This is a genomic window from Selenomonas ruminantium AC2024 (assembly GCF_000687995.1).
GTDB classification, from domain to species: Bacteria; Bacillota; Negativicutes; order Selenomonadales; family Selenomonadaceae; genus Selenomonas_A; species Selenomonas_A ruminantium_B.
This window is the reverse complement of record NZ_JIAC01000001.1, coordinates 2660565-2687501: the sequence shown is the minus strand read 5'-3', so window position 1 is coordinate 2687501 and position 26937 is coordinate 2660565. Positions and strand designations below refer to the sequence as shown.

The window sequence follows — 26937 nt, the reverse complement described above, 5'->3', positions numbered from 1 at the left end:
TTAAGGCTCCTTCTATGAAGGAGGCCATGGAGCAAGTTAAAGAAGAATTGGGCCGTGATGCAGTCATTTTGCATACGAAGAAATACCGTGAGGGCGGTTTTATGGGCTATAAGGGCAAAGAAGTGGTGGAGGTTACGGCCGCCATCGAAGAAAATGCCCCGGAAAGTCCTGTAAAGAGCCGCCCAAGACGCAGCCTGCATGCTGAGCCGGAGCGCCAGCCTGCCACGGGAAGCAATTTTGATGTCCTGTCCAAGGCAGCGCCGATGCCACACACGGTTTTGTCCCAGTACAAGACGAATGGCACAGAAACCGGTGTACGCATGGCAGAAGCGCCTATTGCAGCACCGGATTTTCAGCCGCTGATACCCGATAAACCGACGGCGCAGCCCAAGGCTCCCAGGGTACTGACCACAGAAACAATCGAAGAAGCAACCCAAGCAAATGTAGCAGCAAAGGAAGATGAAGAAGTGAATCCCAATGGCGTAAATGATGTGCAGTCCGTCGTGCAGCCTGTGATGATTGCCTCCAATCCTGAGGATGCAGAAAAGATTCAGAAGCTCGAAGCGGAACTGGCGCAGATGAAGACTCTTTTGACCCAGGTGATGAGCAAGGATCAGCCGCAGGATGAAGTGTCCCTGCAGGAGGCTTTGCGCCGTCAGGAAGTCGATGAAGATATTCTGAAGGATATGGCTGCCAAGACGGCCGCTGGGGATATGCTGATGGACTCTTTGGACAAAAGGGCTCCGGAAGTGGTAGCCGGCTATCTGGAAGGCAAGATGAATTTTGCCGAAGGCATCAAGCTCAATAAGCACGGTGTGCGCATCGTGGCCCTTATCGGTGCTACTGGTGTGGGCAAGACCACGACCTTGGCTAAGATTGCTGCCCGCTTCGTCCTGGAGAAGAATATCCGGGCCGCTCTGATTACTGCCGATACCTACCGCATTTCTGCAGTGGAGCAGCTCAAGACGTATTCTGATATTATTGGCCTGCCTCTGGAAATCGTGTATTCTCCGGATGAATTGAAGGTGGCTATTCACAAGCACCGGGATAAGGATTTGATTTTGATTGATACAGCAGGCCGCAGCCAACACAATGAATATCAGATGAAGGAATTGCAGGATTTCCTGGCGGTGGATTCACGAATTGAGAAGCATCTGGTTATGAGTGCCACTACGAAGAACCGTGATGTGGAAGACATCTTGCAGAAGTTTTCCGTTTGTGAACCAGGGCGGGTTATCTTTACCAAGACCGATGAAACCAGCAGTCTGGGCATGATTGTCAACCTGCTGGCCGACAAGGATATATCGCTGTCCTTTATGACTAACGGGCAGAGCGTTCCGGATGATATTGTACCTGCTACTGCTGATAAACTGGCCGCATTACTGTTGAGGGAATGATATGGGTGATCAGGCAGCAAGACTGCGTCAATTAGTGGATAAAAGTGAATACGAAGTAAAGATGTCAGTTGTGCCCGATGCACCAACCCTGTCAACGCTCGGCCCACGGGTAATTGCCGTAACCAGTGGCAAAGGCGGCGTGGGTAAGACCAACATTACGGTGAATCTGGCGATTGCTTTAAGGCAGGCTGGACAAAGGGTACTGGTGATTGATGCTGACCTGGGCATGGCCAATGTGGATGTGGTACTGGGCAGCATGTCAAAGAAACATTTACTGAATCTCTTGGAGAAGGATACAAAGCTGCAGGATGTGATGATAGACGGCCCTTATGGTGTCCGCTACATCTCCGGCGGCTCCGGCATTGAAAAAGCAGCGGATTTCACCTATGAGGAACGCCAGCGGCTGATGCAGAAGCTTACGGCCTGCGGGCAGATGGCAGACATCATCCTCATTGATACCGGTGCGGGGCTGGGCCGGAATGTGATGGATTTCATTCTGGCAGCCGATGAAGTATTGCTGGTAACCACACCTGAACCTACGGCCCTGACGGATGCGTATGCAGTCCTGAAGGCTTACAGTATGTATGCTGCCAGTAAGAACATCAAGCTATTGGTGAACCGTGTATACGATGAAGCAGAAAGCCGTGAGGTGGTAGCCAAGCTGCAGCAGACATCCACCCGTTTTTTGAATATGCCCATAGATTGTCTGGGGTATGTTTTTGAAGATAGTGCAGTGATGAGGTCGGTGCGCCAGCAACAGCCATTTTTGGCTGCTCAGCCGGGAGCCGTGGCTTCCCGCTGCATTCAAGGATTGGCAAACAGCCTGCTTTTTGGCAGTAAAATGAAAGTTAAGCGCGGCTGGAAGGGATTTTTGCGACAAATATTTAATTTTGCGCATTAAACATGGAGGAACTTGATTATGACGGGCGAATTAGTAAAGGCAAAAGAATACTTAAAGATTGGCCAGCGGGTCGAGTTTTATGTAGAGGCTGATGAAACCCGTTATGCCAGCCGCATTGAGGACATGACCGAGGATACGCTGGAAGTGGCTATGCCCATGACTCGGCAGGGGGTACCAATCATCCCCAAGGACCATGAAAAATTGTATGGTGTAGCCGTTGGCGACCACTGCCGTTTTCGTTTTTTCACAGTGTATCAGGGAAAAGGCTATAAGGATGGCCGAATCCCTGTCTGGTATGTGGACAGGCCAAGCGAAATGGAGCGTTTCCAGAATCGCGAATTCGTGCGGGTAAAGGTGAATCTCAAAGCCACGGTGAGCTTGGTGGATGAGGATGGGACTATCCATGATAGCGAAAACGTACCCGTGGTGGATTTGAGCGGCAGTGGAATCTGTCTGGCCTTTCCGCATGAGGTCGAACCCGAAACCAAGGCGGTGCTGGAACTTAATGGGATTCCCGGCGTAGGGATTATCGATGTCATGTGCCGTATTGTGCGTTGTTCGCCTGTAGAGCGGTCGGATGAATCCATCGTCTATCATGTGGGTGCGGCCTTTCTGCATTTGCCCCGGAGCACAGTCAATAAGCTGGTCCGCTATCTGTTTAGCGTACAGCGGGCCAACATTGCCAAAGGGTTCAAAGAATAAGGGTATAAGACAATTCGTATAGAAAAGTGTAAGGGAATTTTAAGCCGGATGTAAAAGAGGTGAGCGGGATGATTCGAGTCTTGATCGCTGATGACTCTGCTTTCATGCGCAAGATATTAACGGATTTTTTCAATAAGCAACCGGATTTTGAAGTGGCAGGCGCGGCGATAAACGGCAAGGAGGCCATTAACAAGGTTTTAGAGCTCAGCCCGGATTTGGTGACCATGGATGTGAATATGCCGGTTATGGACGGACTCAACGCCTTGGCCGTTATCATGGAAAAGCAGCCTACCCCGGTGGTGATGCTGAGCAGCCTGACCCAGCAGGGAACGGAAGCTACAGTGAGGGCACTGAGTCTGGGAGCGGTGGACTTTATCAGCAAAGCTGGCGGCAGTATATCCAAGCTGGATACCATTGAAGATGAGCTCCTGGAAAAATGCCGCAATGCGGCTAAGGCCAGGGTGCGAAAAATGCCGTATGCACCGCAAAAGAAACTGTCGCAGATGAACACACCGAGTCCATCGTCCGGGCCGCCGGTGATGAAGCGGGTGGAATTGCCTGTACGGCAAGGCTTGAAACTTCCCGGCGCGGCATCCATAGCTTCGTCACAAAATTCAGGCAGCGGCTTCGGCATCAGACGTGCGAATCCCTTCCTGCAGGCCAGAGGCAAGCCTCAGCCACCGGCGTCCAGCAAGGTAACACCTGTGACGATGACCAGCGCAGGCAATGGCGCGAAGAAACTGGTGGCGATTGGGACATCAACTGGCGGGCCACAGGCATTGCAGCAGGTGATAACCCGCCTGCCGGGAAACCTGCCCTGCGGTGTAGTCGTGGTACAGCATATGCCGGCAGGATTCACCAAGGCTTTGGCTGACCGATTGGACACCATATCGCAGGTGTCCGTGAAGGAAGCGGAAGACGGAGATGTAATCCAGCCGGGTCATGTATATATAGCTCCGGGCAGTCATCACCTGCGCGTGAAGGAGGAGGGCAGCAGCCGCAAGATTATCTTGGGGCAGGACCCCCCAGTGGGAAATCACCGCCCTGCAGTAAATGTCATGTACGATTCCGTCGCTGGCATTGGCAAAAATCTGGTGGCGGTAATCATGACCGGCATGGGCTGTGATGGCTGTGAGGGAATGAAGAAAATCAAGGCAGCAGGCGGCTACAGCATCGCTCAGGATGAGCCAACATGCGTAGTTTACGGTATGCCAAAAGCCGTAGTGGATGCAGGGCTGGCTGATGAAATCAAACCCGTGGAAAACATAGCCCAGGCTATTGTCGAGGCTGTAAAGAGATAAAAGGATATAGGGGGAATACAAATGGATACCAATCAGTATATGGATATGTTTTTGGATGAATCTCATGAGCATTTGCAGTCCTTGAACGAAGGCCTTTTAAGCTTGGAGGAAAATCCAGAAGAGATTTCGGTAGTAAATGATATTTTTCGTAACGCCCATACACTTAAGGGCATGTCGGCAACCATGGGATATAATAAGATTGCCGAACTTACCCACGAAATGGAAGACGTGCTGGACCTTATCCGTAAGGAACAGCTGAAACTGGATGAAGATATTATCGATACTCTGTTCAAATGTCTGGACTCCCTGGAGCAGATGATTGACAGTGTCGCAAATGGTGATTCGGAAGATGTAGTCGATGTCAGCGATTTGGTGGCAAAACTCAGCTCCATTTCCAAGGGTGAACCGGCACCAGCTGCTGCACCGGCTGCACCTGCCGCTTCGGCACCTGCTGCAGAGGCTGCACCGGCACCAGCAGATGCTGGCATCGGCATTGAACTTACCGATACGGATAAAGATATGCTTCGTCAGGCCAAGTCCGGCGGCATGGTGGGCGTTCATATTCAGGTAACCCTGTCGGAAACCTGCCTGCTGAAGTCGGCCCGTTCCTACATGGTTATGAATGCTTTGGATGAGTTGGGTGATGTGATTAAATCCATCCCGCCTGCCGAGGATTTGGAACAAGAAAAATTTGAGCACAGCTTTGACATTCTGATGGTTACAGGGGCTGACAAGAAGGCTGTAGAAGATTCGCTGAGTACCATTTCAGAAATCGATAAGATTGTCGTGGAAGTGGTTGACCCCGATAAACCGGCAGCTGCAGCACCGGCCGCAGCGCCTGCACCGGCAGCAGCACCAGCTGCTCCTGCACCGGCTGCCGTAGCACCAAAACCAGCTGCACCGAAGCCAGCCGCCAAGCCTGCTGCCAAACCCGCCGCAGCGGCACAGAAGAAGGGCCATCAGAGCCAGTCGGTACGCGTAGATATCGACAAGCTGGATACGCTTATGAACCTTATGGGCGAGTTGGTTATCAATAAGGTCCGTCTGGAGCAGATTGGCCAGGCTCACCGCTTAAGCGAACTCACAGAAACGCTGGAGCAGATGGACAGAGTAACCACAGACCTGCAGAACATCGTTATGAAGGTCCGCATGGTGCCGGTAAGTGCGGTATTTAACCGTTTCCCTCGCATGGTGCGTGACGTATCCAAGGAACTGAATAAAGAGATAAACCTGACCATCGAAGGTGAGGAAACAGAACTTGACCGTACCGTTATCGATGAAATCGGCGATCCGATCATGCACCTGCTGCGTAACTCCCTCGACCATGGTGTTGAACACCCGGATGAACGTGAAGCCAAGGGCAAACCCCGTACTGGTGAAGTCGGACTTATCGCCCGTCATGAAGGCAATAACGTCGTCATCATGGTTACAGATGATGGTAAAGGTATCGACGCCAGCAAGATTCGCAAAAAGGCCGTTGAAAAGGGCATGATTTCGCAGGAAGATGCGGATAAGCTCGATGATGCCGATGCTGTTCGTCTGATTTTCCTGCCGGGCTTCTCTACGGCTGAGCAGATTACCGATATTTCCGGCCGCGGCGTAGGTATGGACGTTGTACGTAGCAAGATTGAATCTCTGTCCGGCCACGTTGACGTAGAAACCAAGATTGACGAAGGTTCGGTATTTAAGATTAAACTGCCGCTGACCTTGGCTATCATTCAGGCCATGCTGGTTAAGGTTCAGGAAGAAATTTATGCAATTCCGCTGGGCTCCATCGATAGCACCATCAACATTCAGCCCACGGACATCAAGACGGTACGCAACCGTGAAGTTATCGTTCTGCGCGGTGAGATTATTCCGATTATCCGCATGGAAGAAACCCTGCAGATACCTCATGTGAAGGATTCGGATGAGATTTTCGTCGTAGTTGTTCATGCTGGCGAAGCCAAAGCAGGTATCGTAGTGGACAACCTTATCGGACAGCAGGAAATCGTAATCAAGACCCTGGGCAACCTCTTCACCGGACTCAAGATGTTCTCCGGTGCTACGGTCCTCGGCGATGGCCGTGTGGCTTTGATTCTCGATGTGGCTACGATGATGCAGCAGTAAGGAGGCAGTAACCATGGCAAACGAAGAAACCAAACAGAATGATGAAGTGCAGGTCGTAGCCTTTAAGCTACGTGATGAAGAATATGGTGTCAGCATTCTGAATGTGCAGGAAATCCGCAACATGACGGATATCACCCGCGTTCCCTTTGCAGCGGACTTTATCAAAGGCGTTATCAACCTGCGTGGTTCGGTACTGCCGGTTATCGACCTGAAAAAGCGTCTGGGGCTGGCAGAAACTCCCTATACGGAAAATACCCGCATTGTAACGGTGACGATTGATGAACTGCATGTAGGTATGCTGGTGGATGCGGTGACGGAAGTGCTTACCATTGGCAGCAAGACAGTGGATACCAAGAAGGCTACCAATGACCGCAGCGGTTCCCGTTTCCTCAACGGTATCGGCAATGTGGATGGCAGACTTATCATCATGCTGAATCTGGAAGAGATTATTGGTGCAACTGGCGATGGGAAGTAAAGTAAAAATGAGGTGTCGACTATGACCGAAGAATTAAACCTTTCCGCCAATCAGCTGGATGCATTACGCGAGATTGGTAACGTTGGTGCTGGGAACTCGGCTACGGCCCTGTCCCAGGTCATCAACCGGAGAATTGATATGAATGTGCCCAAGGTGGCACTGGTGCCTTTGGAAATGGTGCCGGATTTGGTGGGCGGCCCCGATGCTGTAGTAGTGGGTATTTTCCTTCGTGTTTATGGCAAGGCTCCCAGTAACATCCTGTTCCTGCTTCCTCAGAAGTCGGCGTTTTATCTGGTGGATACGCTGATGGGCAAACCCCATGGGCAGACCAACAGTCTGGACTTCATGGATGAATCGGCCCTGATGGAAATCGGCAACATCCTGTCCGGTGCGTATCTCAATGCCTTCTTTACCTTTACGAAGATTACCATGCTGCCCTCTATCCCGGCTTTGGCTATGGATATGGCAGGTGCGCTTTTGAATGTGGTTCTGGCCCAGCTGGGCCAGATGGGTGACCAGGCTTTGGTTATTGAAACGGAATTCCTCTCAGAGGATGATGGCATCAATGGCCAGTTCTTCCTGGTTCCCGACCCGGGTTCGTTGGAGACGATTATAAAAGCTGTAGGAGTTGAGTGATATGGCAGATCTTATCCGAGTCGGTATGGCCGACTATAAAGTTGGTTCTGCTCCGTCAACAATCATCAGCTATGGTCTTGGGTCTTGCATCGGGATCTCCCTGTATGACCCGCAGACGAAAGTCGGCGGGCTCCTGCATATCATGCTTCCCGATAGTACGCAGGCTCGTCCTACGGACAATCCGGCAAAATTTGCGGATACAGGATTACCGCTGATGCTCAAGGATGTATTGGCTCTGGGCGCGGTGAAAACCCGCCTGGTGGCTAAAATCGCCGGCGGAGCGCAGATGTTTGCCTTCCAGAACGCTACCGATATCATGCGTGTCGGCAGCCGCAATGCGGAGGCAGCCAAGAAGATTCTAAAGGACCAGGGAATTAAAATCATTGCCGAAGATACTGGCGGAACTTATGGTCGCACGGTGTCCATCGACTTGAATACTGGTGTGTATAAGGTTAAGACTATTGATAAAGGCGAAAAAGAGATTTAATTATTAGACTAGATTTGCAGGTGAAAAGATTTTGGCTAAATTATATGTGGCAGTGGTTTTCGCTTTTATCGCCGCCGTGGTGATCGTGATTACGGGACTATCAAGCGATGCGCGGCTTATAACGGTGTTTTTTCGCAGCATAGTTGGTTTTGTTAGCGCCGGCTTGATTGTCTACATCGTGCTGAGAATTTTGGCTGCCAATGATATCATGGACTTTGACGATTTCATTGAGGCAAAGGACGAAGAGGCATTGGCAGAAGTAGAAGGAGCGGAACCTTCGGCGGCTGATGATGAGGCCGCCGAAGGGGAGCAGCCGGAGGCAGATGAAGCGGAACCAGCAGAAACAGGTGAACCCGCGCAGTTCGAACCTTTGAGCAGTGAGGAACTGACGCGTATGGATTCGCCGCAATGAGTTCGTATTTTGCTAAATTTACCTAACTTGGAACTTAGATGTTGATGGGAGGAGGGCGTTCGGTGGAGTCTTTTGAATTTACAAATGATACGCCGGCTGTTGATGTCGCTTCCCTGTGGCAAGATTATCTGAAAAGTAAGAGTGTAGAGCTGCGCAACCAGCTGGCTGAATTTTATTTGCCTTTGGTCAGGCTGGTTGCCGGGCGGCTCGCCATCAGCCTGCCATCCCACGTGGATAGGGATGATTTGCTGTCGAGTGGTTTCTTTGGCCTGTTGGATGCCATTGACCGCTATGATATCGAGCGCAAGAACAAGTTTGAAACTTATGCAGGCATCCGCATTCGCGGGGCTATGCTGGATTATCTCAGAGCCAAGGACTGGCTGCCTGTGGCCATACGTCAGCGTATCCGGCGCTATGAGCAGGCGGTCTATGATTTGGAAAATCGTTTGGGCAGACCTGCTACGGATGAAGAATTGGCGGAGGAACTCTCGCTGTCGCTGAAGGAATTACAGGCTCTGGAGGGACAGATAAGTGTGGCTACAGTCATCCCTCTGGATGACTATTTGCGGGCAGATTCGCCGCTCACAGGTGAGCCGGGACCTTCTGACCGCATGGAGCGGGAGGAGCTCAGGCAGACTTTGGCAGCAGCCATTGAGCGCCTGCCAGAAAAAGAAAAAAAGGTAGTGGCGCTGTACTACTACGAAGAATTGACTTTGAAAGAAATCAGCTTAATCCTTAACCTATCGGAAGCCAGGATTTCCCAGCTGCATACGAAAGCGATTTTCCGTATGCGGGGGTATCTGGCTCGGATGAAGGCAAGCTTAGTATAGAATAGCCTAAGGGGGACACATCATGGATGACCAGACATTACGCCCAGCAGTCGGCGGTCCAGACGCAGGTTATCTGCTTGAATTCCTTCAGGATGGCGTTTTCGTGACGGTATATCCCAGTGATGGCACGGAGATGCTTTTTGAGCTTTCGGATGTGCGGCAGACTTTACAGGATAATGGTGTTATCGACTACGATGTTATCGAACTGTCCAAGATTATCCGTGAAGCTGCGGGGGAGCGCCGCAAGCTGGCAGACGAATTCGTGGAAGTGATGCCGGAGGAAGAAGAGGAGTTTAGCTCCCAGGAAAATGCACCGGAGACAGAAGCGGATACAGAAAACGAGGAATTGGCTGGTATCATAATTGACATCAGCCGGGATCAGATGATTGCTACAGTGCGTTACGATACCAGCAAAGGTACGAAACTGCCGCAAGTAGAGGATATTAAGGCTGCTTTGGAAGAAAAAGGGGTGGTCTACGGGATTAACGAAGAGACCATCAAAAACGGGGTGACCAGCCTGACCCCCTTTGTGGCAGCTGAAGGCAAACAGGTACAGCATGGGGAGAATGCCCGCATTGAGCGCAAGTTTGACCTGTCGCAGAAAAACAGGCCGAAGATTGATGAATTCAATCGAGCCGATTATAAGGACATGGGACTTTTTGTACTAGTCAAAAAGGGTGACCTGCTGGCGGTGCGAATTCCTCAGACGGAAGGCACGCCCGGAAAGAACATCTTTGGACTCGATGTGCCGGCCCGTACAGGGCGTCCGATTCCTATGCCACAGGGGAAGAATACCGAAGTCCGCAATGAAAATGAGCTCTATGCCATGATTGACGGGCAGATTGTGGATTCCACCCGCAAGATAGACATTGACCCCCATCTGGATATTCGTTCGAGCGTAGGTACCGGAACCGGCAATATTGACTTTACAGGGAGTGTTTCCATCAAGGGAAATGTGGAAGCTGGTTTTGTGGTCAAGGCTACGGGCGATATTGAGATTGGCGGCATGGTAAATGGCGCCGAAGTCTATGGACGCAATGTGATGATCAAGGGCGGTATCAACGGGCAGAACCGGGGCATTGTCAAAGCCGTTGAGGATGTGCAGGCCCAGTTCGCAGAGAACGCCAATATCGAAGCCGGTCGTGATGTCAGCATCGTAGATGCTATCCTTCATTCCAACGTGCGGGCGGGCAACCGGGTGTACGTTGAGGAACGCCGGGGAATTATCACAGGCGGCAGTGTCGCTGCCGGGGAAGAAATTCGCTGCAAGATGGTAGGCAATGCTGCCGCTGTAGTGACGCGCATGGCCGTAGGTGTTGACCCCACGGTACAGCAGCGTTATATTGAAATTTGCCGGGAGTGCAAGGAAGACCGCGGCAGGCTTAAACAGATTACGCAAATGCTCAATACTCTGAGTAAGATTGATGTGAGCCGTCTGCCGCAGCAGCGCATAGACCAGATTAACGTCCTGACCCGCTCACAGTTCCCACTGGCAGGGAAAATCAAGCGGGCCGAAAAGGAAATACAGAGTCTGGAAGAAGCTATGGGCCGCATGAAGGATGGCAAGATTCGCGTGGCGGATACGGTTTATCCCGGTGTCCGCATCACCATCAATTCGGTGATTATGAACGTGCAGAGCAGCATCCGGCGCTGCCTGCTCACGGTGAAAGACGAGCGTATCGATATCGGCACATACTAAGAAAATCAAGGAGGGCATCTTTTAGATGCCCTCAAGTTTGTATCAGCAAGCAGGAAAGAAGGGAATAGCATGGATGTCAGCCCAATGAGTATGCAGATGATAGTGCCACGGGCCACAGATGCCGGTCAGGTACAGCATAATCTCAATCAGGCCAATGCCCTGCAGGCGGATTATCAGGCGGTAGAGCAGAAGCGGGAGGACCAGCTGAAACAAAAGCAGGTGCGGGAAAAAGAAAATCTCGAAGATGGACGCATAAAGGATGACCCGGAACGCCAGCGCAATCGCGGTGGCAAGGGGGGCAAAGGACGCAGTGCCGGAGAAACGGCACCAGAAGAAGAAATGGAAGAGCAGCCAGCGGTGAAGATGGCAACAGACCCATCACGGGGACAGCTATTAGACATTAGCCTGTAAATAGCGTATAATAAAATAGAAAATTTTTGAGGATGGTGTTATTTTTAGCCTATGGTTCCAGAAATATTAGGATTTCTCATTATCGCAGGGGCACTGTTGGTCCTGGTGGTGCGCTTTATCTCCCAGCGGCAGAAAGGCGTGGACACAGAAGAACTGCGTGAGTCCACAGAACAGCTCAAGGCGGAACTGACCCGCTCTGCCGATGCCGTTATCGCCCGTATGGGTAATCATATCCAGCATTTGGAAAACCTTTTGCGGCAGGCCGATGAGCGCAATGTACGGCTCGAAGCAGGTCTAAACGAATACAAGCGGCTGGCAGGCGAGATGGAAGAACGCTCTGCGGCACTGAATCGCGAGCTCACCGAAGCCCGCAAGACGATTGCTGAACTTGCGGCTTATCAGTCTGTTCCTTTGGTACCACATCAGCCGGTTGTGCCTGTGATGAACATGACCCAGAATATGCCGCAGCAGATGCAGGCGCAGGCTCCTTTACAGCGTGTGAACTCACAGGATTTTGCTACGGTGCTGCAGAATTCCCTGGACCGGGAAGAAAGTGCGGAACCGGCAATCAATGCGCAGCAGGCCGCAGGTCTGGCTGAAGCGATGAACCGTCGCCCGGAGGATATGCCGGAGCCCCTTGTGCCTGAGGAAGAACCGGAAGAAAAACAGCCGGAACCAGAAGAGCCACAGCGTAAGCCGGAAAAGGCGATTTCTCCCAATGCGGCCAAGGCAAAAGCCTTGCTGCGGAGCGGCTATTCTATAGAGGAGACTGCCCGGGAAACGGGCATGGGCCGTGGGGCTATTGAACTTCTACAGGAAATGAATAAACGGGATTTGGAATAAAAATAAGGTTTGAAAGCCGAATGTGCTTTCAAACCTTATTTTTGGCTATTGCAGTTTATTTGCTGCCTACCGGATAAACGTGAATGCCCTGTTCGTGTAAGTTGCTCAAGGTATTGCTTGCGGCCAGGTCATCGGTAAAGAGGGCGGAGACATTCGCGTAGGGAAGCAGCATTACCGTACCGTGAACCTTGAATTTGGCGGACTCGGTGAGGATGATGGTTTGTTCTGCCCGTTCAGCCATAACGCGGGCGGCTTCGGCGCGCATCAAATCATTGGACATAAAGCCAAGATTATCCACACCGTCAATGCCCACGAAGAATTTGCTCACATAGAAATCCCGGACACAGCTGCGAATCATAGGACCCACCATGACCTGTGATTCCTTCTGATACTCGCCGCCCAAAAGAATCACCCGTACATTGGGATATTTGCGGATGTAGTCGGCAATAAAAGCGGAGTTGGTGATGATGGTTACATCCCGGCGGTTAGCCGCAATTTCTTCTGCCAGCAGGGCGCAGCAGCTGCCGGATTCAATCATGATGGTTTCCCCGTTATGGACGCTCTCTGCTGCCCGGCGGGCAATGCGCAGTTTCACTTCGTAGTTAAAGGAAAGGTGGTTGCCGATATCATCACTGGTGGTAAGCCGGGCATAACCGTGTTCCCGGCGCAATAAGCCCTTTTTTTCCAGCAGATTCAAATCCTTGCGGATGGTGACCTCGGAAACGTCCAACGCCTTGGCTAAATCCGTCACCGCAATGCGGTTGTGCTGATTGACAAGGCTCAGTAACTTGCTATGGCGAACATGCATAAAATCATCCCCTGTATGTTTTCTACATAAAGTATATCATAATCTACAGGTATTTCAAATGAAAGAGAAAAAGAAGGGATAAACAAAAAAACCGCCCCGAAGGACGGTTCTTTTCTATCTCATTCTGAGAATTACTTAGCGAGTGCATTCACTTTGCGAGCCAGACGGGACTTTTTGCGAGCTGCGCAGTTCTTGTGGAACACGTGGTTAGCAGCAGCCATGTCGATAGTCTTGCAAGCAGCCGTGAGGAGGGATTTCGCTTCATCAACGTTTCCAGCCTCAACAGCGTCGAGAACACGACGGGAAGCAGTGCGTACACGGGACTTCTCAGCAGCGTTCTTCGCACGGCGCTTAGCGTCAGATTTTACACTAAGAATAGATGCTTTAATATTCGGCAAGTAGTTCACCCCCCTCAATTGATTCGTTACCTAGCTATTTTAGCACGCCCTTTTTCAAAATGCAATAGTTTTTTGGAAAAGGAAAGTATATTTATTGCAGGAGAGGGGGCAGATGGGGTATAATGTCATTTATATGGATAGAACTTTCGAAAGGAAAATGACAATGCAGAACAAGCATATTCGCAATTTCTCGATTATCGCACATATCGACCATGGCAAATCGACCATTGCGGACCGATTGATTGAATATACGGGAACGCTGACGCAGCGTGAGATGGAAGCCCAGGTCCTCGACAGCATGGACTTGGAGCGTGAGCGCGGCATTACGATTAAGGCGCAGACTGTGCGCCTCGATTACAAGGGCAAGGATGGGGAGATGTATCAGCTCAATCTCATCGACACCCCGGGCCATGTGGATTTTACCTATGAGGTTTCCCGTAGTTTGGCCGCTTGCGAAGGGGCGCTGCTCGTAGTAGACGCCGCACAGGGCGTTGAGGCGCAGACGCTTGCGAACGTCTATATGGCGCTCGAAAACGATTTGGAAATCGTGCCGGTTATCAATAAGATTGACCTGCCTAGTGCTGACCCTGACCGCGTAAAGGAAGAAATCGAAAATACCATTGGGCTTGATGCCACGGATGCGGTGTTGGCTTCGGCCAAAACTGGTATCGGCATTGAAGAAATCCTCGATGCCATCGTTGAACGCATTCCGGCACCGGAAGGGGATGAAGAGGCACCCCTGCAGGCGCTTATCTTTGACTCCTTCTTCGATTCCTACAAGGGTGTTATCGCTCATGTGCGCGTAAAGCAGGGCAAAATCAAGAAGGGCATGCGACTCAAGATGATGGCTACGGGCAAGACTTTTGAGGTCACGGATGTGGGCTGTTTTAAGCCGCAGCCAGTGGATGTCGGTGAGCTCAATATGGGCGAGGTTGGCTTTGTGGCCGGTTCTCTGAAAGACGTCCGCGATGTGCGGGTAGGCGATACCATCACCTTTGCTGACAGGCCTGCGGCAGAGCCGCTGCCGGGCTATCGTGGTGTTACGCCGATGGTCTACTGCGGCCTGTATCCGGTGGAAAGTGCTGATTACGACAACCTCAAGGACGCTCTCGAAAAGATGCAGATTAATGATGCGGCCTTGGTCTTTGAGCCGGAAACTTCTGTGGCTTTGGGCTTTGGTTTCCGTTGTGGCTTCTTGGGCTTGCTGCATATGGACGTTATTCAGGAGCGTTTGGAGCGTGAGTATCATCTGAAACTTATCACGACGGCGCCTTCGGTTATCTACCATGTGTTTAAGACGGATGGTTCTGTCTTAAATGTCAGCAATCCGGCAGAATTGCCGCCGCAGACGGAGATTGAGCATATTGAGGAGCCGTTTGTGAAGGCAACGGTGATTGTGCCCAATGATTTTGTCGGTGCGGTTATGGAGATTTCGCAGGACAAGCGGGGCGTGTTCAAGAATATGGACTACCTCGATACCAACCGTGTCATGATTACCTACCATATTCCGCTGAACGAAATCATTTTTGACTACTTTGACCGTCTGAAATCGGCGACCAAGGGCTATGCTTCGCTGGACTATGAACTGGCAGATTATCAGGAATCGAAGCTCGTGAAGGTGGATATCCTCTTGAACGGCGACCCGGTGGATGCGCTCTCGACGATTGTGCACAAGGATAGAGCCCAGAGCCGTGGCCGTCAGCTGGCGTCCAAGCTCAAGGAAATCATTCCGCAGCAGATGTTTGAGATTCCCATTCAGGCGGCGATTGGCTCCAAGGTCATCGCGCGTGAAAACGTGCGGGCACGGCGCAAGGACGTTTTGGCCAAATGCTATGGCGGCGATATTTCCCGTAAGCGCAAACTGCTCGAAAAGCAGAAGGAAGGCAAGAAGCGCATGAAAGCCGTTGGCTCGGTGGAAGTGCCGCAGGAAGCCTTTATGGCGATTTTGAAGATTGACTAAAATAAGGAAGTAAGATTATGCAATGGGGAGTTTATATACATATTCCCTTTTGCCGGCAAAAGTGCTTCTACTGTGATTTTCCCTCCTTTGCGGGGAAGGAAAATCGCATGGAGGCTTATGTGGAGGCCCTGTGTCAGCAAGTGAAGATACAGGGCCTTTCTTATCGGCAAAAATGGGGAATACCTGCCACCATCTATATCGGTGGCGGCACGCCTACGGCTCTGCCGCAGGCGCTTATGGAAAAAGTTCTAGCAGCAGTGACGGAAGCTTTTGGGACTGAAATTGGTGAGTTTACCGTGGAATGCAATCCCGGTACGGTGGATGGAGATTATTTTAAAATTCTGCAGGCTGGCGGTGTCAACCGTTTGAGTTTTGGCGTGCAGAGTTTTCAGGACGCACTGCTCAAAAAAATCGGCAGGATTCATAGTGGTGCCGAGGCCTGTGAGGCTGTGAAGCTGGCGCAGCAGGCAGGTTTTGTAAATATCAGCGTGGATTTGATGTACGGCCTGCCGGGACAGAATCTAACGGATTTGCAGGCGAGTGTGGCGCAGGCAGATACGCTAGGGATTCAGCATATTTCCATCTACGGTCTGCAGGTGGAGGAGGGGACGGCCTTTGCCCGCATGGAGGAAATGGGCAAACTGCCTCTGCCAACAGAGGATGAGGCAGAGGCCATGTATGACTATATGACCAAGCAGTTGCCGCAGCTGGGCTATCAGCGCTACGAGGTGTCCAACTTTGCCAAGGCGGGCTTCGAGAGCCGTCATAATCGGAGTTATTGGCATGATGTGCCCTATCTGGGATTGGGGGCAGCGGCCCACTCCTATTTGGAGGGGAAGCGTTATGCTGCCGTGACGGATATTGAGGCGTATACTGTCGGGATAAAAAATGGACAGGAAATCTGGGAATTGGAGGAAGAACCGAGTTTTGAGCATGCCATGGAAGAATTTGCCTTTCTGGCGCTGCGTACGGCAGAGGGAATTTCGCGCAAGGCGTTTCGTGATAAATTCCAGCGGGAACTCGATGAAGTCTATGGTCAGGTCATGGCAGATTTGCGCGGCCAGGGGTTATTGGTGGTTGATCAGGCAGGCTGCCGCTTGACGGAAAAAGGCTTCAAATATGGGAATTTGGCCTTTGCTGAATTTATTTTGTCATAAAGATGTAGTATAATGAAGAAGCTGAGAATTTAGGAAGAATAGTGGGGGCGCGATTACGGTGAAACGTGATAAGTTTGCCAAGGTTATCGGTGTCTTGGCGGTTTTGGTTATATTTGGCGGCATGGCGGGGGCAGCCTGGCATGCGAAGGTGCGGGCTACGGAACAGCCGCAGGAAGTGGAAGCGGAGCCGGGCGTGGAATCGGCGGCCTATACGCTGGCGAAGGGTGATTACAGTAATCTCACTTATGACAATATCAGTGTGGACCGGCCGGTTTATGACCGTTATACCTTGAAACAGCGGCTGGCCAAGGGGCTGCCCACCATGCTGCCGGCGCTGCCGCGCTATACGGCAGAGAAGGTGGCTTACCTGACCTTTGATGATGGCCCCGATGATGTGAATACCCCGGCCATTTTAGATGTGCTCAAGGCTAAGGGGGTTCATGCGACATTCTATGTGTTAGGCGGCATGGTGGAAAAGAACCCTGCGGTGTTAAAGCGGATTTTTACCGAGGGTCATGCCATTGGCAATCACAGTTACGACCACGATTATGAGCGACTCTACGCCAATAAGGAAAGTTTTGTGGAGGAGATGGAGCAGACCGACGAGGCTGTCTTTAAGGTCATTGGCATGCGGCCCTTTATCATCCGCGCGCCGGGCGGCACGGTTGGCATGTTTGCAGACGATTATTATAAGCATCTGAATCTCTTGGGTTACGTGGAACACGACTGGAATGTGCTCACGGAAGATGCTACACCGGAACAACCTTCGGCAGAGCAGCAGATTGATTATATCGACCGGCGGGCGGCTGGACATCTCAAAGATAATATGGCGCTGGTGCTCATGCACTGCAATGGCGGCAAGGAAGAAACGGTGCGAGCGCTGCCGGGAATTATCGACAATCTCAAGGCCAAGGGCTACCGTTTTGGCGTGGTGACGCCCATTACGCCGCAGCCCTGGTAATTTCTAGCATTCAAGGACTTGCTCATGAAAATGAAGATTAGCCGTTCTACAAAACTTAAGCGAATCGTTACATTTTTTTGCCTGGTCGTGATTTTGGAGGCCGGGGGCATGGCAACGGCCTTCCTCTGGCAGCACCATGACGGCCGGGAGGCTGCTGCTTTGGCGGCCGAGATGATGGGAAAAGAAAATATGCCCTTGGTACGGGCAGACAGGGCAGTGGACGAAGACGAGCTCTTTGCCTATACAGCTCAGGTTATAGGTGCTAATAATAAGCAGCTTGCCGTGTACTTCCTGCGTCCGGGCCGGGAAGTGGAACCCTTTATCTACAATCAGCGCCGGATGTTTCCGGCCAGCATGATTAAACTCTTTGTGATGGCCAAGACTATGCAGGATGTTCATGATGGCAGATTGTCACTGGAGGAACAGCTTACCATCCGCAAGCAGGATGTGGTGGGCGGCGCCGGGGTTACCACCTGGTACAATGCCGGTGAAAAGCGCACCATTGCCCAGCTGATTCAGCTGATGGTGGTGGAAAGTGATAACACCGCCACCAATATGCTGATCGATAAACTGGGCATGGCAAATATCAATCAGTACCTGCAGCAGTATGGCTATAAGGATACCCTGCTGGTGCATAAACTCATGGTCAATAAAAAGGCCAGCAATAAGAATCTTTCCTCGGTACGGGATATCGGTCATTTGCTGACGAATCTCTACTACCATCAGCTCGTTGGCGAAAAAGAAGATGCCTTTATGCTCGATATCCTGAAACAGCAGCGGGATAAAGAGTGTTTCCCTGCGGTGGTATCCGGCTATGATATCGCCCATAAGACCGGCGAGGTCAATGGCGTCTATGCCGATGGCGGCATTTTCTATGGGCCGCAGGAAGATTTTATTCTGGTGGCGCTAAGCAACAGCAATGAAGGGCGCGTCGAGGCCATCCATAAGATGCAGAAACTGGCCAAGTTTTATGCAGGAACCATGCAATGACAAGGGGAGAAATTGTGGAAAATTTTTCTTGCAATGGTCTGCTAATAATGGTATAATCTTCTAGTCGTGAGACAAATAAGTTTTGAGTTGAAATAACATTTCAACCTCTGCTCCTGTGCGAGCAGGAGCCAAAGACCAGAGAGGGAGGTGATTTCGTGAGAAAGTACGAAGTCATTTTTATCGTGAAACCGATGGAAGAAGAAGCTACGAACGCTGTTATCAGCAAGTTCACTAAGCTCATCACCGAAAACGGCGGTACTATCGATAAAGAAGATCGTTGGGGCAAGAAGCGTCTTGCTTATGAGATCAAAGACTGCACTGAGGGTTTCTATGAACTGCTCTACGTTACCTGCGAACCGTCCTGCGTTGCAGAATGCGACCGCGTAATGAAGATCAACGACAGCATCCTCAAGCACATGATCGTGAAAAACGACGAAGAGTAATTTAGAAGTACGCCAATTTGGCGTCAGGGAGGATGTACCATGAACAAGGCAATACTGATTGGCCGCCTGACCCGTGACCCGGAAGTGCGTTATACGCAGTCCGGCACAGCAGTCTGCACCTTTACGCTGGCAGTGGATCGCCGCTTTGCACGTAAGGATGCTAACGATGGTCAGCCGACGGCGGATTTTATTCCCATTGTTGTTTGGAGCAAGCTGGCTGAAGTTTGTGGCAACAACTTGGTGAAAGGCCGCCGGATTTCTGTGGAAGGCCGCATTCAGGTTAGAAGCTATGATGCACAAGATGGCTCGAAGCGTTATGTGACGGAAATCGTAGCAAACGAAGTAGAATTCCTGGATTCCAAGGGTTCTGCTCCTCAGACTGGCGGATTCGGTGCACCGGCACCGGCAGCACCGCAGTCTGCGCCTGTTGATGGTTTCGGCCCGTCTATCCCTGACGAAGAAATTCCGTTTTAAGTTAGGAGGGAATTACTTTGATGAGACGTGACAGAAGCAGAAGACCTCGTAGAAAGGTCTGCTCGTTCTGCGTAGACAAGGTCGAACATATCGACTATAAAGACGTGGCAAAACTCCGTCGCTTCATTACGGAGCGCGGCAAGATCCTGCCCCGCCGTATCTCCGGCAACTGCGCTAAGCATCAGCGCCAGGTGACTGTTGCCATCAAACGTGCTCGCAATATCGCATTGCTGCCGTTCACTGCTGAATAAGCAAAATGCAAGCCTTCTCTTCGGGGAAGGCTTTTTCATTTATAGGAGAGGTTTATGCAAAAACGATTCGAAGATATTTTGCAAGCCCTTACCGACCCTAAGCGCCTGAAACTGCGGCTCTTTATCGAAGGCAATGTGATTGGCGTATTAACCGGGCTGACCATCGCCCTGTTTCGCTATCTGCTGGAACTGTCCGAGGCGAATCTGCCTCGGCTCTATCAGTTACTGCAGGAAAATCCTGCCTATATTCCCGGCTGGTTCATTGTGCTTATGGCCATCGGTTGTATTCTCCATTGGCTGCTGCGGATGGACGGCATGATTTCCGGCTCCGGCATTCCGCAAATCAAGGGCGTGCTCATGGGGAAAATGGACATGCACTGGGCGCGGGTGCTGCTGCTCAAATTTACCGGAGCTGTGCTGGGCATTGGTGCGGGCCTGTCGCTGGGCAGGGAAGGCCCCAGCGTCCAGCTCGGGGCCTGCTTAGGTCAGGGCGTAGGGCGTCTTACCCACCGCAGCTATGAGGAAAACCATTACCTGCTTACGGCCGGTGCCGGAGCAGGTCTGGCGGCGGCCTTTAATGCACCGCTGGCGGGAGCGATTTTTTGTCTGGAGGAGCTGACGAAAAATTTTTCGCCCTATGTGCTGATGGGAGCCATTGCCGCTACGGTAACCGCGACCACCGTAACCCAGTTCTTCTTTGGCATGGAGCCGGTGTTCCATATGGGCGAGATTCCCGTGGTGATGGCGGGCAATGTCTATGTGATGCTGATTTTGCTGGGCGGCTTTGTGGGCGTATTGGGGCTGGGATTTAACCGCATGCTCACCATTTCGCTAGACAGCTATGCCAAGTCGCCGCTGAAAGCCTGGCAAAAGCCGTTGCTTCCGCTGTTGGCCGCTGGCGTAATCGGTTTTTTCCTGCCGCAGATTTTAGGGGGCGGAAGTCCTTTGGTGGATGCGCTCGTAGAACATGAATATGCGATTGGCTTTTTATTGCTGCTTTTGGCGGGAAAATTTTTCTTCACCATGCTTTGTTTCGGCTCTGGCGTGCCGGGCGGCATATTTCTGCCGATGCTCGTGCTCGGAGCCTTGGGCGGGGCCATCTTTGCGAAACTGGCCATTGCGGCTCAGCTGATGGATGCCCAGTGGGCTGTGACCTGCATTGTCTTTGGCATGGCGGCGTATTTTTCTGCCGTGGTCAAATCACCCGTTACAGGAGCCATTCTGATTATGGAAATGACCGGCTCCTACCAGCATCTGCTGTCTTTGATGCTGGTGTCCATGACGGCCTTTCTGGTCGCCGAGTGGGCGGGCAGCGAACCGGTTTACGATATGCTTTTGAACCGCAGTTTAGGGCTGATGGACAGGGCTCGGACCTATATTAAGGAAAGCCGGCATAATTTGTCGTAATTTGGGCTTGATAATTTGTCGCAAATCTAGTAAACTAATTGTACAACAATAATAACAAACAATACCTTACCTCTTCCCCAAGCGTATTGTAAGGAAAAAATTAATGGGAGTGAATTGCAGATGTTTTTGGAAGAACGTCAGGAAATTATCCTGAACATGCTTGCCCGTGATGGCAAGGTACGTGTCCGCGACCTCAGTGAAAAATTTAAGGTAACCGAAGATTGTATCCGCAAGGATTTGGGTGCGCTGGAGAAAAAAGGCAAGCTCAAACGTACTTACGGTGGCGCTGTCCGCATTCGCGAGAACAGCCATATGCTTGAAGTCAGCAAGCACCGCAACACCGACGTGGAAGCAAAACAGCGCATTGCACAGGCCGCTGTAAAGCTCATCCATGAGCGCGATATGGTATTCCTCGATATCTCCACGAGCAACCTGGCTATTGCAGAACTCTTGGTCAAGATGGACCAGGATATCACGGTTGTGACCAACATGATTGACATTCTCGTGGTACTGGCTCGCAATCCGAAAATCCGCGTGGTCTTTGCCGGCGGTAAAATCAACAAGAGCCGCGATGGTTTCTGGGGCGGCATGACGCTGGACTTCATCTCCCGTCTGAAACCGGATATCGCTTTTGTCGGTGCCGTAGGCGTTGATGTCAAGGAAAACAGTGTTTCCACTTACGATATTGATGACGGCATCAACAAGGCCGCCATTATCCGCCACAGCAAGAAGGCCTATGTAGTAGCCGAAGCCCGCAAGCTCAGCACGGACGGCAACTACAACTATACGACCCTCGATACGCTCTCGGGTCTGATTACCGATACCCTGCCGGCACAGGATATTCAGGAGGCCGCTGATTCTTACGGCGTGGAAATCATTCTGCCATGAGTATAAATTTCCCTACACGTTTGAGTTGGGAAAATTTTCATAGGGTTATTGTAGAAGGACTGAAGGTATATGCTTTTTACCTGGCAGTCCTTTCCCTTTTCCGGCTCTTTTTTATTCTGTGGCTCAATGACTATTGGGGGCCACAGACAAGTAGCGCAGATATTGCCTTGGCTCTCTGGCGGGGCAGTCGTCTGAGTATGCAGACGGCAGGGGCGTTGACGCTCATTAGCTTTGTGCCTGCCTTTACGGCGCATTATCTCCTGCCCAAAATCGAGAAATATCTATGGCTGGGGATAAACGGTCTGTTGCTTATGGCGTTATCCATCCTCTATATGGCCAGCTTTCCCTATTACCGCATCTACCGCATGAATTTCAATCAGATGATTTTTACGGGGATGAATGAGGACTGGGGCGCACTCTTCTGGACCATGGTTGACCAGTATGCACTGCCGGCCCGCTTTGCGGGGGCAATGCTGCTGACCTTTGTACTTTGGCAACTTTTGCGCAGACTGCTGGCTTGGCAAATGCCCTTACTGCCCATTGCCCATTGGCCGTTATGGGGAAAGCTGGTCATTCGTACCGCCTTCCTTGCGCTCGTGTATGTAGCGGTGCTGCTGGGCATCTTCGGCGGCAGTTTGGGCTGGCAGACGGCGGTGGATTGGGAAAATGCCGGTGTGACCAAGGATGAGTTCTTAAATGAAGCAATCCTTGACAATCCACAGGCCATCTACCGTGCCTATAACCTCAACAGCCGTATGATGGCCTGCAATGGGCTGGATTTCACGATGGAGGATATTCAGCAGTTGGCCGCCAACCTAAGCGGCAAGCCTGCGGATACGAATAATCTCGATGTTTACCTGCAAAGAAATGTGGTACAGGGAACGGAACAGCCGCCGCGCCATGTCTTTGTGATTCTCTCCGAAAGTCTGGCCAACTGGCCGCTGTTGGATAAGTATAAGGATATTCCGATTGCCGAAGATTTGCGCGGGCTAGTGGCGGCTGAGGATACGGATTATTGTCCGACCTTCCTGCCCAATGGCGCAAGCACCGTATCGGCCGTGACCGGTTCGGTGGCAGGTGTAGCGGATGCTAACCTCTATTTGACCACCATGCCGGAATCCTTTGCGGCACCCTATCCGACAGCCAGTGCACCGCAGATGGCAAAACTCGGCTATGAAACGAACTTTTTCTATGCTGGGCCGGCCACTTGGGAGCGCATTGGTGCCTTTACGCAGGCGCAGGGCTTTCAGCATTTCTACAGTCGCGGCGATTTCGGTGATGTGCCGGGCAGTGTCTGGGGCTGTGAGGATGAATGCCTTTATGCCAATATCATGGAACGGTTGACAGATGCGCCCAGCTTTACTATCATCCTCAATGCGTCGAATCATTCACCCTATGATGTGGATGTAGAGGCCAAGGGCTTTGACAAGGAAAAGGTGCGGGTGTCACTGCCTGCGGCTTATCAGCAGGACGAAGAACTCCTGCGGGAACTCGGTCATTACTGGTATGCTCAGCGGGAACTGGTCAAATTCGTGCGGGAGGTCAAGGCAAAATATCCTGACAGCCTGTTTGTCATTGTCGGCGACCATGGTGACCGCTACAATATCGAAAAACAGCCGGATATGTATGCCCGCTACGGCATTCCTTTTATTGTGACGGGGAAAAATATCCATAAGGGCACTTTGCTGGCCGACAGTGCGGGCAGTCAGATTGATATATTCCCAACACTGATGGAACTCACTGCGCCTAAAGGCACAGGTTATATAGCATTGGGGCAGAGCCTTACCACTACCAGCACAAAAGGCGTAAACTACGGCTTCTGGATTACACGGACAGCCATCGGCAAGGCCGATACTGTACCATTAGTGCCGGAAGCTATTGCGGGTGGCGAAACACCCGTTATCGACGACCTGGCCATGCAGGATTATATCAACGCCATCCGAGCTATATCGTGGTGGCGGCCAAAATATGGGCCAATACTCGACCAGAAGATTTTGGATGAAAAGGGAAGATAGCTGTACAGATAGAAGAACTTGTGAACAGGTATTTAAGGGGAACAGAATGAGCCACTATAATCTTGACAGGGAAATCTTAATAGAAATTATTAGCATAGCGAAGTCCTATAAAATAGCGAAACTTCTTTTGTTTGGCTCTAGGGCGCGCGGCGATAATCACGCACATAGTGATATAGATTTAGCTGTGGCGGGCGGAGATATTTTGGGGTTTTCTTTGGCCGTAGAAGAAAAGACGAATACGCTGTTATCATTTGATGTAGTTGATATGGATGAGTCCATATCAGAATCTCTGCGCAGCGAGATTGACAGTGATGGAATCGACTTATACCATTTGGGAGTAGCTGAAATGAAAAAATATGAATCATTTGCTAGTTGCTTAAGTGTGCTGGAACAGGCAGACAAGGAAATGGCGGCTAAAAATGAGATCTATCGTATGGGGATAATTGGCCAGTTTAATCTCACTTTTGAACTGGCGTGGAAATCGCTGAAGGAAACATTGGAATTATATGGTGTGATGGAAGCGACTACGGGTTCTCCCAGAGAGATTTTTAAGGCAGCGTATAAACTGGGCTGGCTTAAAGATGAAAAAGTCTGGTTGGATATGTTGAAAAAACGGAATGTGGCCATTCATGTTTATGATGAAGAACGGGCATTAACGGTGATGGAAATGGTCTTTTCCGTTTATATAGCAGCTTTGCAGGCTTTGCGCGAAGAATTGAGACAGCGGTTAACCGCTGCAGAATGAGGTTTTACTGATGCAGATGCAGGTGGCAGAATTTGCCATTGAAGTACAAAAGAAGAAAATCAAGAATATGCACCTCTATGTCAAACCACCCTGTGGCAGGGTGGTTATTTCTGCGCCCTTGCGTGTGCCGAATAAAGCCATTGAACTCTTTGCCCGCAGTAATCTTCCCTGGGTTCGGCGGCAGATAAAGAAGTTTCAGGAGCAGCCCCGCGCAGCCAAGCGGCAGTATGTGTCAGGGGAGACGTTTTACCTATGGGGGAAGCCTTATCGCCTTGTGGTTATCGAGTCGCAGAAGCCCGCCTATCAAATCATGGGCGATAAAATTCTGCTGTATCTGCCGAAAAAGTCCAGTGTGGACTGGCGGGAGAAGTTTATGCGGGAAGTCTATCGGGCGGAGCTGATTAAGAAAGTCGAAGTGCTGCTGCCTAAATGGGAAAAGATTACGGGGCTGAAATCTAAGGAATGGCGTACCAAGTATATGAAGACCCGCTGGGGCACCTGCAATATCGTGGCCAAAAGAATTTGGCTCAACGTGCAGTTAGCGCAGAAGCCAACGATATGTTTGGAGTATGTGATTCTTCACGAATTGACCCATCTGATTGAGAAACACCATAATGCGAGATTTTATGGCTATGTGGCAAAGAATATGCCGGATTGGCAGGAAATCCGGGCACGGCTGAATAACTTGCGGCTGGATGTGGAAGGATAGCGAGGCGCAGTGAAGGTTGAGGAGTATCCAGGATGAATACAATTTACAATGAACTGAATAATGTTTTACAAGAATTTAATCGCTTGGGGATAGCGGAGCAATTTGATTTTCAAAAGCTTTATCTGTATTCGATTATTACCCATTCTACAGCTATCGAGGGCTCAACCGTAACAGAGATAGAAAATACCCTTATGTTTGACGAGGGGATAGTTCCTGGCGGTCATAATGTCACGGAACAGATGATGAATCTTGACCTTAAACGGGCTTATGATTATGTGAATGGCTTATTGGACAAGAAGCCTTCCATCACGGTGGACTTTCTAAAGCATTTGTCGGCACTTGTCATGCGTAATACGGGCAGTAGTTATACTACAGCTTTGGGAAGTTTTGATTCCTCAGCAGGAGATTTGCGGCTGGTCAATGTCAGCGCAGGCCGGGGCGGAAAGTCTTATCTTAGCTATCAGAAAGTGCCACAACGGTTGGAGGACTTTTGTAAATGGCTGAATGTTGAACGACAAAGGCCATTCATAGATGCGGCTGCAATTTATGCTTTGTCCTTTGAAGCGCATTATCGCCTTGTATCTATTCATCCGTGGGTGGATGGCAACGGGCGCACCTGCCGTCTGCTGATGAATATGATACAGATGGAGAAGGGGCTGCTTCCTAGCATTTTGAAGAAGGAAAACAAGGCTAAGTACATTGAAGCGTTGGCTATGAGTCAGGATAGTGAGGACAGCACAGTATTTGTGGAATTTATGATGGATTCCATGGTGGCGTTCATCAGACAAAGTATAGAGGAGTTCAAACCATAAGAAAAAGCAGGAAAGGAGATTCTTGAGGGAGAATATTTATGAATATTTACATAGACCGCATACGCCAGATGGTACTGTCTGTGCTGGCTGATGAAGAAGTAAATATATATCTTTTCGGCTCCTGGGCACGAGGTACTGCACGGCATGGTTCGGATGTGGATGTGGCGGTAGAATTTTTGGGTGTGCCTAATGAGCGGAAAATCGCTGACCTGCGGGAGCAACTAGAAGAATCGACCATTCCTTATCGTGTGGATATTGTAGATATGAGCAGAGCCGCAGAATCATTGCGCGAGGAAATCAGAAAGGATGGTATTCGATGGAACTGATGGACAGCAAGCGTTTTCAAGGGGCGGCTCGAGCTTTGGCACGTCTGCATGAAGCGGTAAGCAAGGATAATCTAAGCGAAATCGAGCGTGACGGATTGATTCAGCGGTTTGAATTTTGTTTTGAAATTATGTGGAAATGCGGCAAGGATTATCTGTATGACCGCGAAGGTTTGGATGCGGCCTCGCCGAAGAAGGTGATTCGCAGCCTTCGTGATGTTGGTATTTTTAGCGATGAGGAAACAGAGCAGGCATTAAAAATGGTAGACGACCGCAATCTGACGGCTCATACTTATGATGAAGATATGGCAAAAGAGCTGGCAGAGCGTATATATGTTTACGAAGCTTTATTACAAGATTGGTATAAAAAAATGGTAAACGCTTAAACGAGCC

30 protein-coding genes are annotated in these 26937 nt (G+C 50.7%); 28 read left to right on the top strand and 2 right to left on the bottom strand.

What is annotated here, in order from left to right:
* Positions 1–26 precede the first annotated feature (26 nt).
* The 13 genes from flhF (at position 27) to P157_RS0112700 (ending at position 12203) form a co-directional block, all read left to right on the top strand.
* Positions 27–1397 (top strand): flagellar biosynthesis protein FlhF, encoded by a 1371-nt coding sequence (gene flhF / locus P157_RS0112760; RefSeq protein ID WP_419185404.1) that lies wholly within the window; start codon positions 27–29, stop codon positions 1395–1397.
* A 1-nt stretch (position 1398) separates the two neighbouring features.
* On the top strand, positions 1399–2298 hold the full coding sequence (locus P157_RS0112755; RefSeq protein WP_026761336.1) for a MinD/ParA family protein: 900 nt from the start codon (positions 1399–1401) through the stop codon (positions 2296–2298).
* Between the two features lie 18 nt (positions 2299–2316).
* Positions 2317–3000 carry a flagellar brake protein gene (locus P157_RS0112750; RefSeq protein ID WP_026761335.1) on the top strand — a complete coding sequence of 228 codons (684 nt, stop codon included), beginning with the start codon at positions 2317–2319 and terminating at the stop codon, positions 2998–3000.
* 68 nt (positions 3001–3068) lie between these two features.
* Complete coding sequence (locus tag P157_RS0112745; RefSeq protein ID WP_026761334.1) at positions 3069–4301, top strand: protein-glutamate methylesterase/protein-glutamine glutaminase; 1233 nt, start codon at positions 3069–3071, stop codon at positions 4299–4301.
* A 21-nt stretch (positions 4302–4322) separates the two neighbouring features.
* Positions 4323–6410 (top strand): chemotaxis protein CheA, encoded by a 2088-nt coding sequence (locus tag P157_RS0112740; protein ID WP_026761333.1) that lies wholly within the window; start codon positions 4323–4325, stop codon positions 6408–6410.
* A gap of 13 nt (positions 6411–6423) precedes the next feature.
* Positions 6424–6885, top strand: a complete 462-nt coding sequence (locus P157_RS0112735; protein ID WP_026761332.1) for a chemotaxis protein CheW — start codon at positions 6424–6426, stop codon at positions 6883–6885.
* Positions 6886–6906: 21 nt separating this feature from the next.
* Positions 6907–7521 carry a chemotaxis protein CheC gene (locus P157_RS0112730; protein WP_026761331.1) on the top strand — a complete coding sequence of 205 codons (615 nt, stop codon included), beginning with the start codon at positions 6907–6909 and terminating at the stop codon, positions 7519–7521.
* Position 7522: 1 nt separating this feature from the next.
* Positions 7523–8008: a chemotaxis protein CheD gene (locus P157_RS0112725; protein WP_026761330.1), complete on the top strand. Its 486-nt coding sequence runs from the start codon at positions 7523–7525 to the stop codon at positions 8006–8008.
* A 31-nt stretch (positions 8009–8039) separates the two neighbouring features.
* Positions 8040–8420: a hypothetical protein gene (locus P157_RS14635; protein WP_051598633.1), complete on the top strand. Its 381-nt coding sequence runs from the start codon at positions 8040–8042 to the stop codon at positions 8418–8420.
* Between the two features lie 62 nt (positions 8421–8482).
* Positions 8483–9250 carry a FliA/WhiG family RNA polymerase sigma factor gene (locus P157_RS0112715; protein WP_026761329.1) on the top strand — a complete coding sequence of 256 codons (768 nt, stop codon included), beginning with the start codon at positions 8483–8485 and terminating at the stop codon, positions 9248–9250.
* 22 nt (positions 9251–9272) lie between these two features.
* Complete coding sequence (locus P157_RS0112710; RefSeq protein ID WP_026761328.1) at positions 9273–10949, top strand: DUF342 domain-containing protein; 1677 nt, start codon at positions 9273–9275, stop codon at positions 10947–10949.
* Positions 10950–11018: 69 nt separating this feature from the next.
* Positions 11019–11360 (top strand): hypothetical protein, encoded by a 342-nt coding sequence (locus P157_RS0112705; protein ID WP_026761327.1) that lies wholly within the window; start codon positions 11019–11021, stop codon positions 11358–11360.
* Between the two features lie 51 nt (positions 11361–11411).
* A complete protein-coding gene (locus tag P157_RS0112700; RefSeq protein ID WP_026761326.1) occupies positions 11412–12203 on the top strand; it encodes a hypothetical protein in 792 nt (263 codons plus the stop codon).
* Positions 12204–12258: 55 nt separating this feature from the next.
* Here P157_RS0112700 and P157_RS14630 read toward each other — a convergent pair whose 3' ends face one another.
* Both P157_RS14630 and rpsT read right to left on the bottom strand, forming a co-directional pair.
* Positions 12259–13011: a DeoR/GlpR family DNA-binding transcription regulator gene (locus tag P157_RS14630; protein WP_037356401.1), complete on the bottom strand. Its 753-nt coding sequence runs from the start codon at positions 13009–13011 to the stop codon at positions 12259–12261.
* 131 nt (positions 13012–13142) lie between these two features.
* Positions 13143–13409, bottom strand: a complete 267-nt coding sequence (gene rpsT, locus P157_RS0112690) for a 30S ribosomal protein S20 (protein ID WP_026761325.1) — start codon at positions 13407–13409, stop codon at positions 13143–13145.
* Between the two features lie 163 nt (positions 13410–13572).
* On the opposite strand from rpsT, the gene lepA reads away from it, so the two are divergent.
* The 15 genes from lepA (at position 13573) to P157_RS0112615 (ending at position 26930) form a co-directional block, all read left to right on the top strand.
* Entirely contained in the window at positions 13573–15369 is a 1797-nt protein-coding gene (lepA, locus tag P157_RS0112685; RefSeq protein ID WP_026761324.1) for a translation elongation factor 4, read from the top strand.
* Between the two features lie 17 nt (positions 15370–15386).
* Positions 15387–16526 (top strand): radical SAM family heme chaperone HemW, encoded by a 1140-nt coding sequence (hemW, locus tag P157_RS0112680; protein WP_026761323.1) that lies wholly within the window; start codon positions 15387–15389, stop codon positions 16524–16526.
* Positions 16527–16584: 58 nt separating this feature from the next.
* The gene (locus tag P157_RS0112675) at positions 16585–17487 is read left to right on the top strand and encodes a polysaccharide deacetylase family protein (protein ID WP_051598631.1); all 903 of its coding nucleotides are present in this window, start codon (positions 16585–16587) and stop codon (positions 17485–17487) included.
* 108 nt (positions 17488–17595) lie between these two features.
* Complete coding sequence (locus tag P157_RS14625; protein WP_051598630.1) at positions 17596–18477, top strand: serine hydrolase; 882 nt, start codon at positions 17596–17598, stop codon at positions 18475–18477.
* A 155-nt stretch (positions 18478–18632) separates the two neighbouring features.
* On the top strand, positions 18633–18920 hold the full coding sequence (gene rpsF, locus P157_RS0112665) for a 30S ribosomal protein S6 (protein ID WP_026761321.1): 288 nt from the start codon (positions 18633–18635) through the stop codon (positions 18918–18920).
* 39 nt (positions 18921–18959) lie between these two features.
* The gene (locus tag P157_RS0112660; RefSeq protein ID WP_026761320.1) at positions 18960–19394 is read left to right on the top strand and encodes a single-stranded DNA-binding protein; all 435 of its coding nucleotides are present in this window, start codon (positions 18960–18962) and stop codon (positions 19392–19394) included.
* 20 nt (positions 19395–19414) lie between these two features.
* Positions 19415–19645: a 30S ribosomal protein S18 gene (gene rpsR, locus P157_RS0112655; RefSeq protein WP_197019434.1), complete on the top strand. Its 231-nt coding sequence runs from the start codon at positions 19415–19417 to the stop codon at positions 19643–19645.
* A 54-nt stretch (positions 19646–19699) separates the two neighbouring features.
* Positions 19700–21052 (top strand): ClC family H(+)/Cl(-) exchange transporter, encoded by a 1353-nt coding sequence (locus tag P157_RS0112650; RefSeq protein ID WP_026761318.1) that lies wholly within the window; start codon positions 19700–19702, stop codon positions 21050–21052.
* A 120-nt stretch (positions 21053–21172) separates the two neighbouring features.
* A complete protein-coding gene (locus P157_RS0112645) occupies positions 21173–21940 on the top strand; it encodes a DeoR/GlpR family DNA-binding transcription regulator (protein ID WP_026761317.1) in 768 nt (255 codons plus the stop codon).
* 197 nt (positions 21941–22137) lie between these two features.
* Positions 22138–23955, top strand: a complete 1818-nt coding sequence (locus P157_RS0112640) for an LTA synthase family protein (protein WP_329811772.1) — start codon at positions 22138–22140, stop codon at positions 23953–23955.
* The gene (locus P157_RS15335) at positions 23939–24700 is read left to right on the top strand and encodes an HI0074 family nucleotidyltransferase substrate-binding subunit (RefSeq protein ID WP_196243128.1); all 762 of its coding nucleotides are present in this window, start codon (positions 23939–23941) and stop codon (positions 24698–24700) included. The genes P157_RS0112640 and P157_RS15335 overlap by 17 nt, the downstream gene beginning before the upstream one ends.
* A gap of 10 nt (positions 24701–24710) precedes the next feature.
* Positions 24711–25409, top strand: a complete 699-nt coding sequence (locus P157_RS0112630; protein WP_026761314.1) for a M48 family metallopeptidase — start codon at positions 24711–24713, stop codon at positions 25407–25409.
* 32 nt (positions 25410–25441) lie between these two features.
* Entirely contained in the window at positions 25442–26221 is a 780-nt protein-coding gene (locus tag P157_RS0112625; protein WP_026761313.1) for a Fic family protein, read from the top strand.
* 38 nt (positions 26222–26259) lie between these two features.
* On the top strand, positions 26260–26547 hold the full coding sequence (locus P157_RS0112620; protein WP_037368375.1) for a nucleotidyltransferase family protein: 288 nt from the start codon (positions 26260–26262) through the stop codon (positions 26545–26547).
* Complete coding sequence (locus tag P157_RS0112615) at positions 26538–26930, top strand: HI0074 family nucleotidyltransferase substrate-binding subunit (RefSeq protein ID WP_026761311.1); 393 nt, start codon at positions 26538–26540, stop codon at positions 26928–26930. The genes P157_RS0112620 and P157_RS0112615 overlap by 10 nt, the downstream gene beginning before the upstream one ends.
* Positions 26931–26937: the final 7 nt, after the last annotated feature.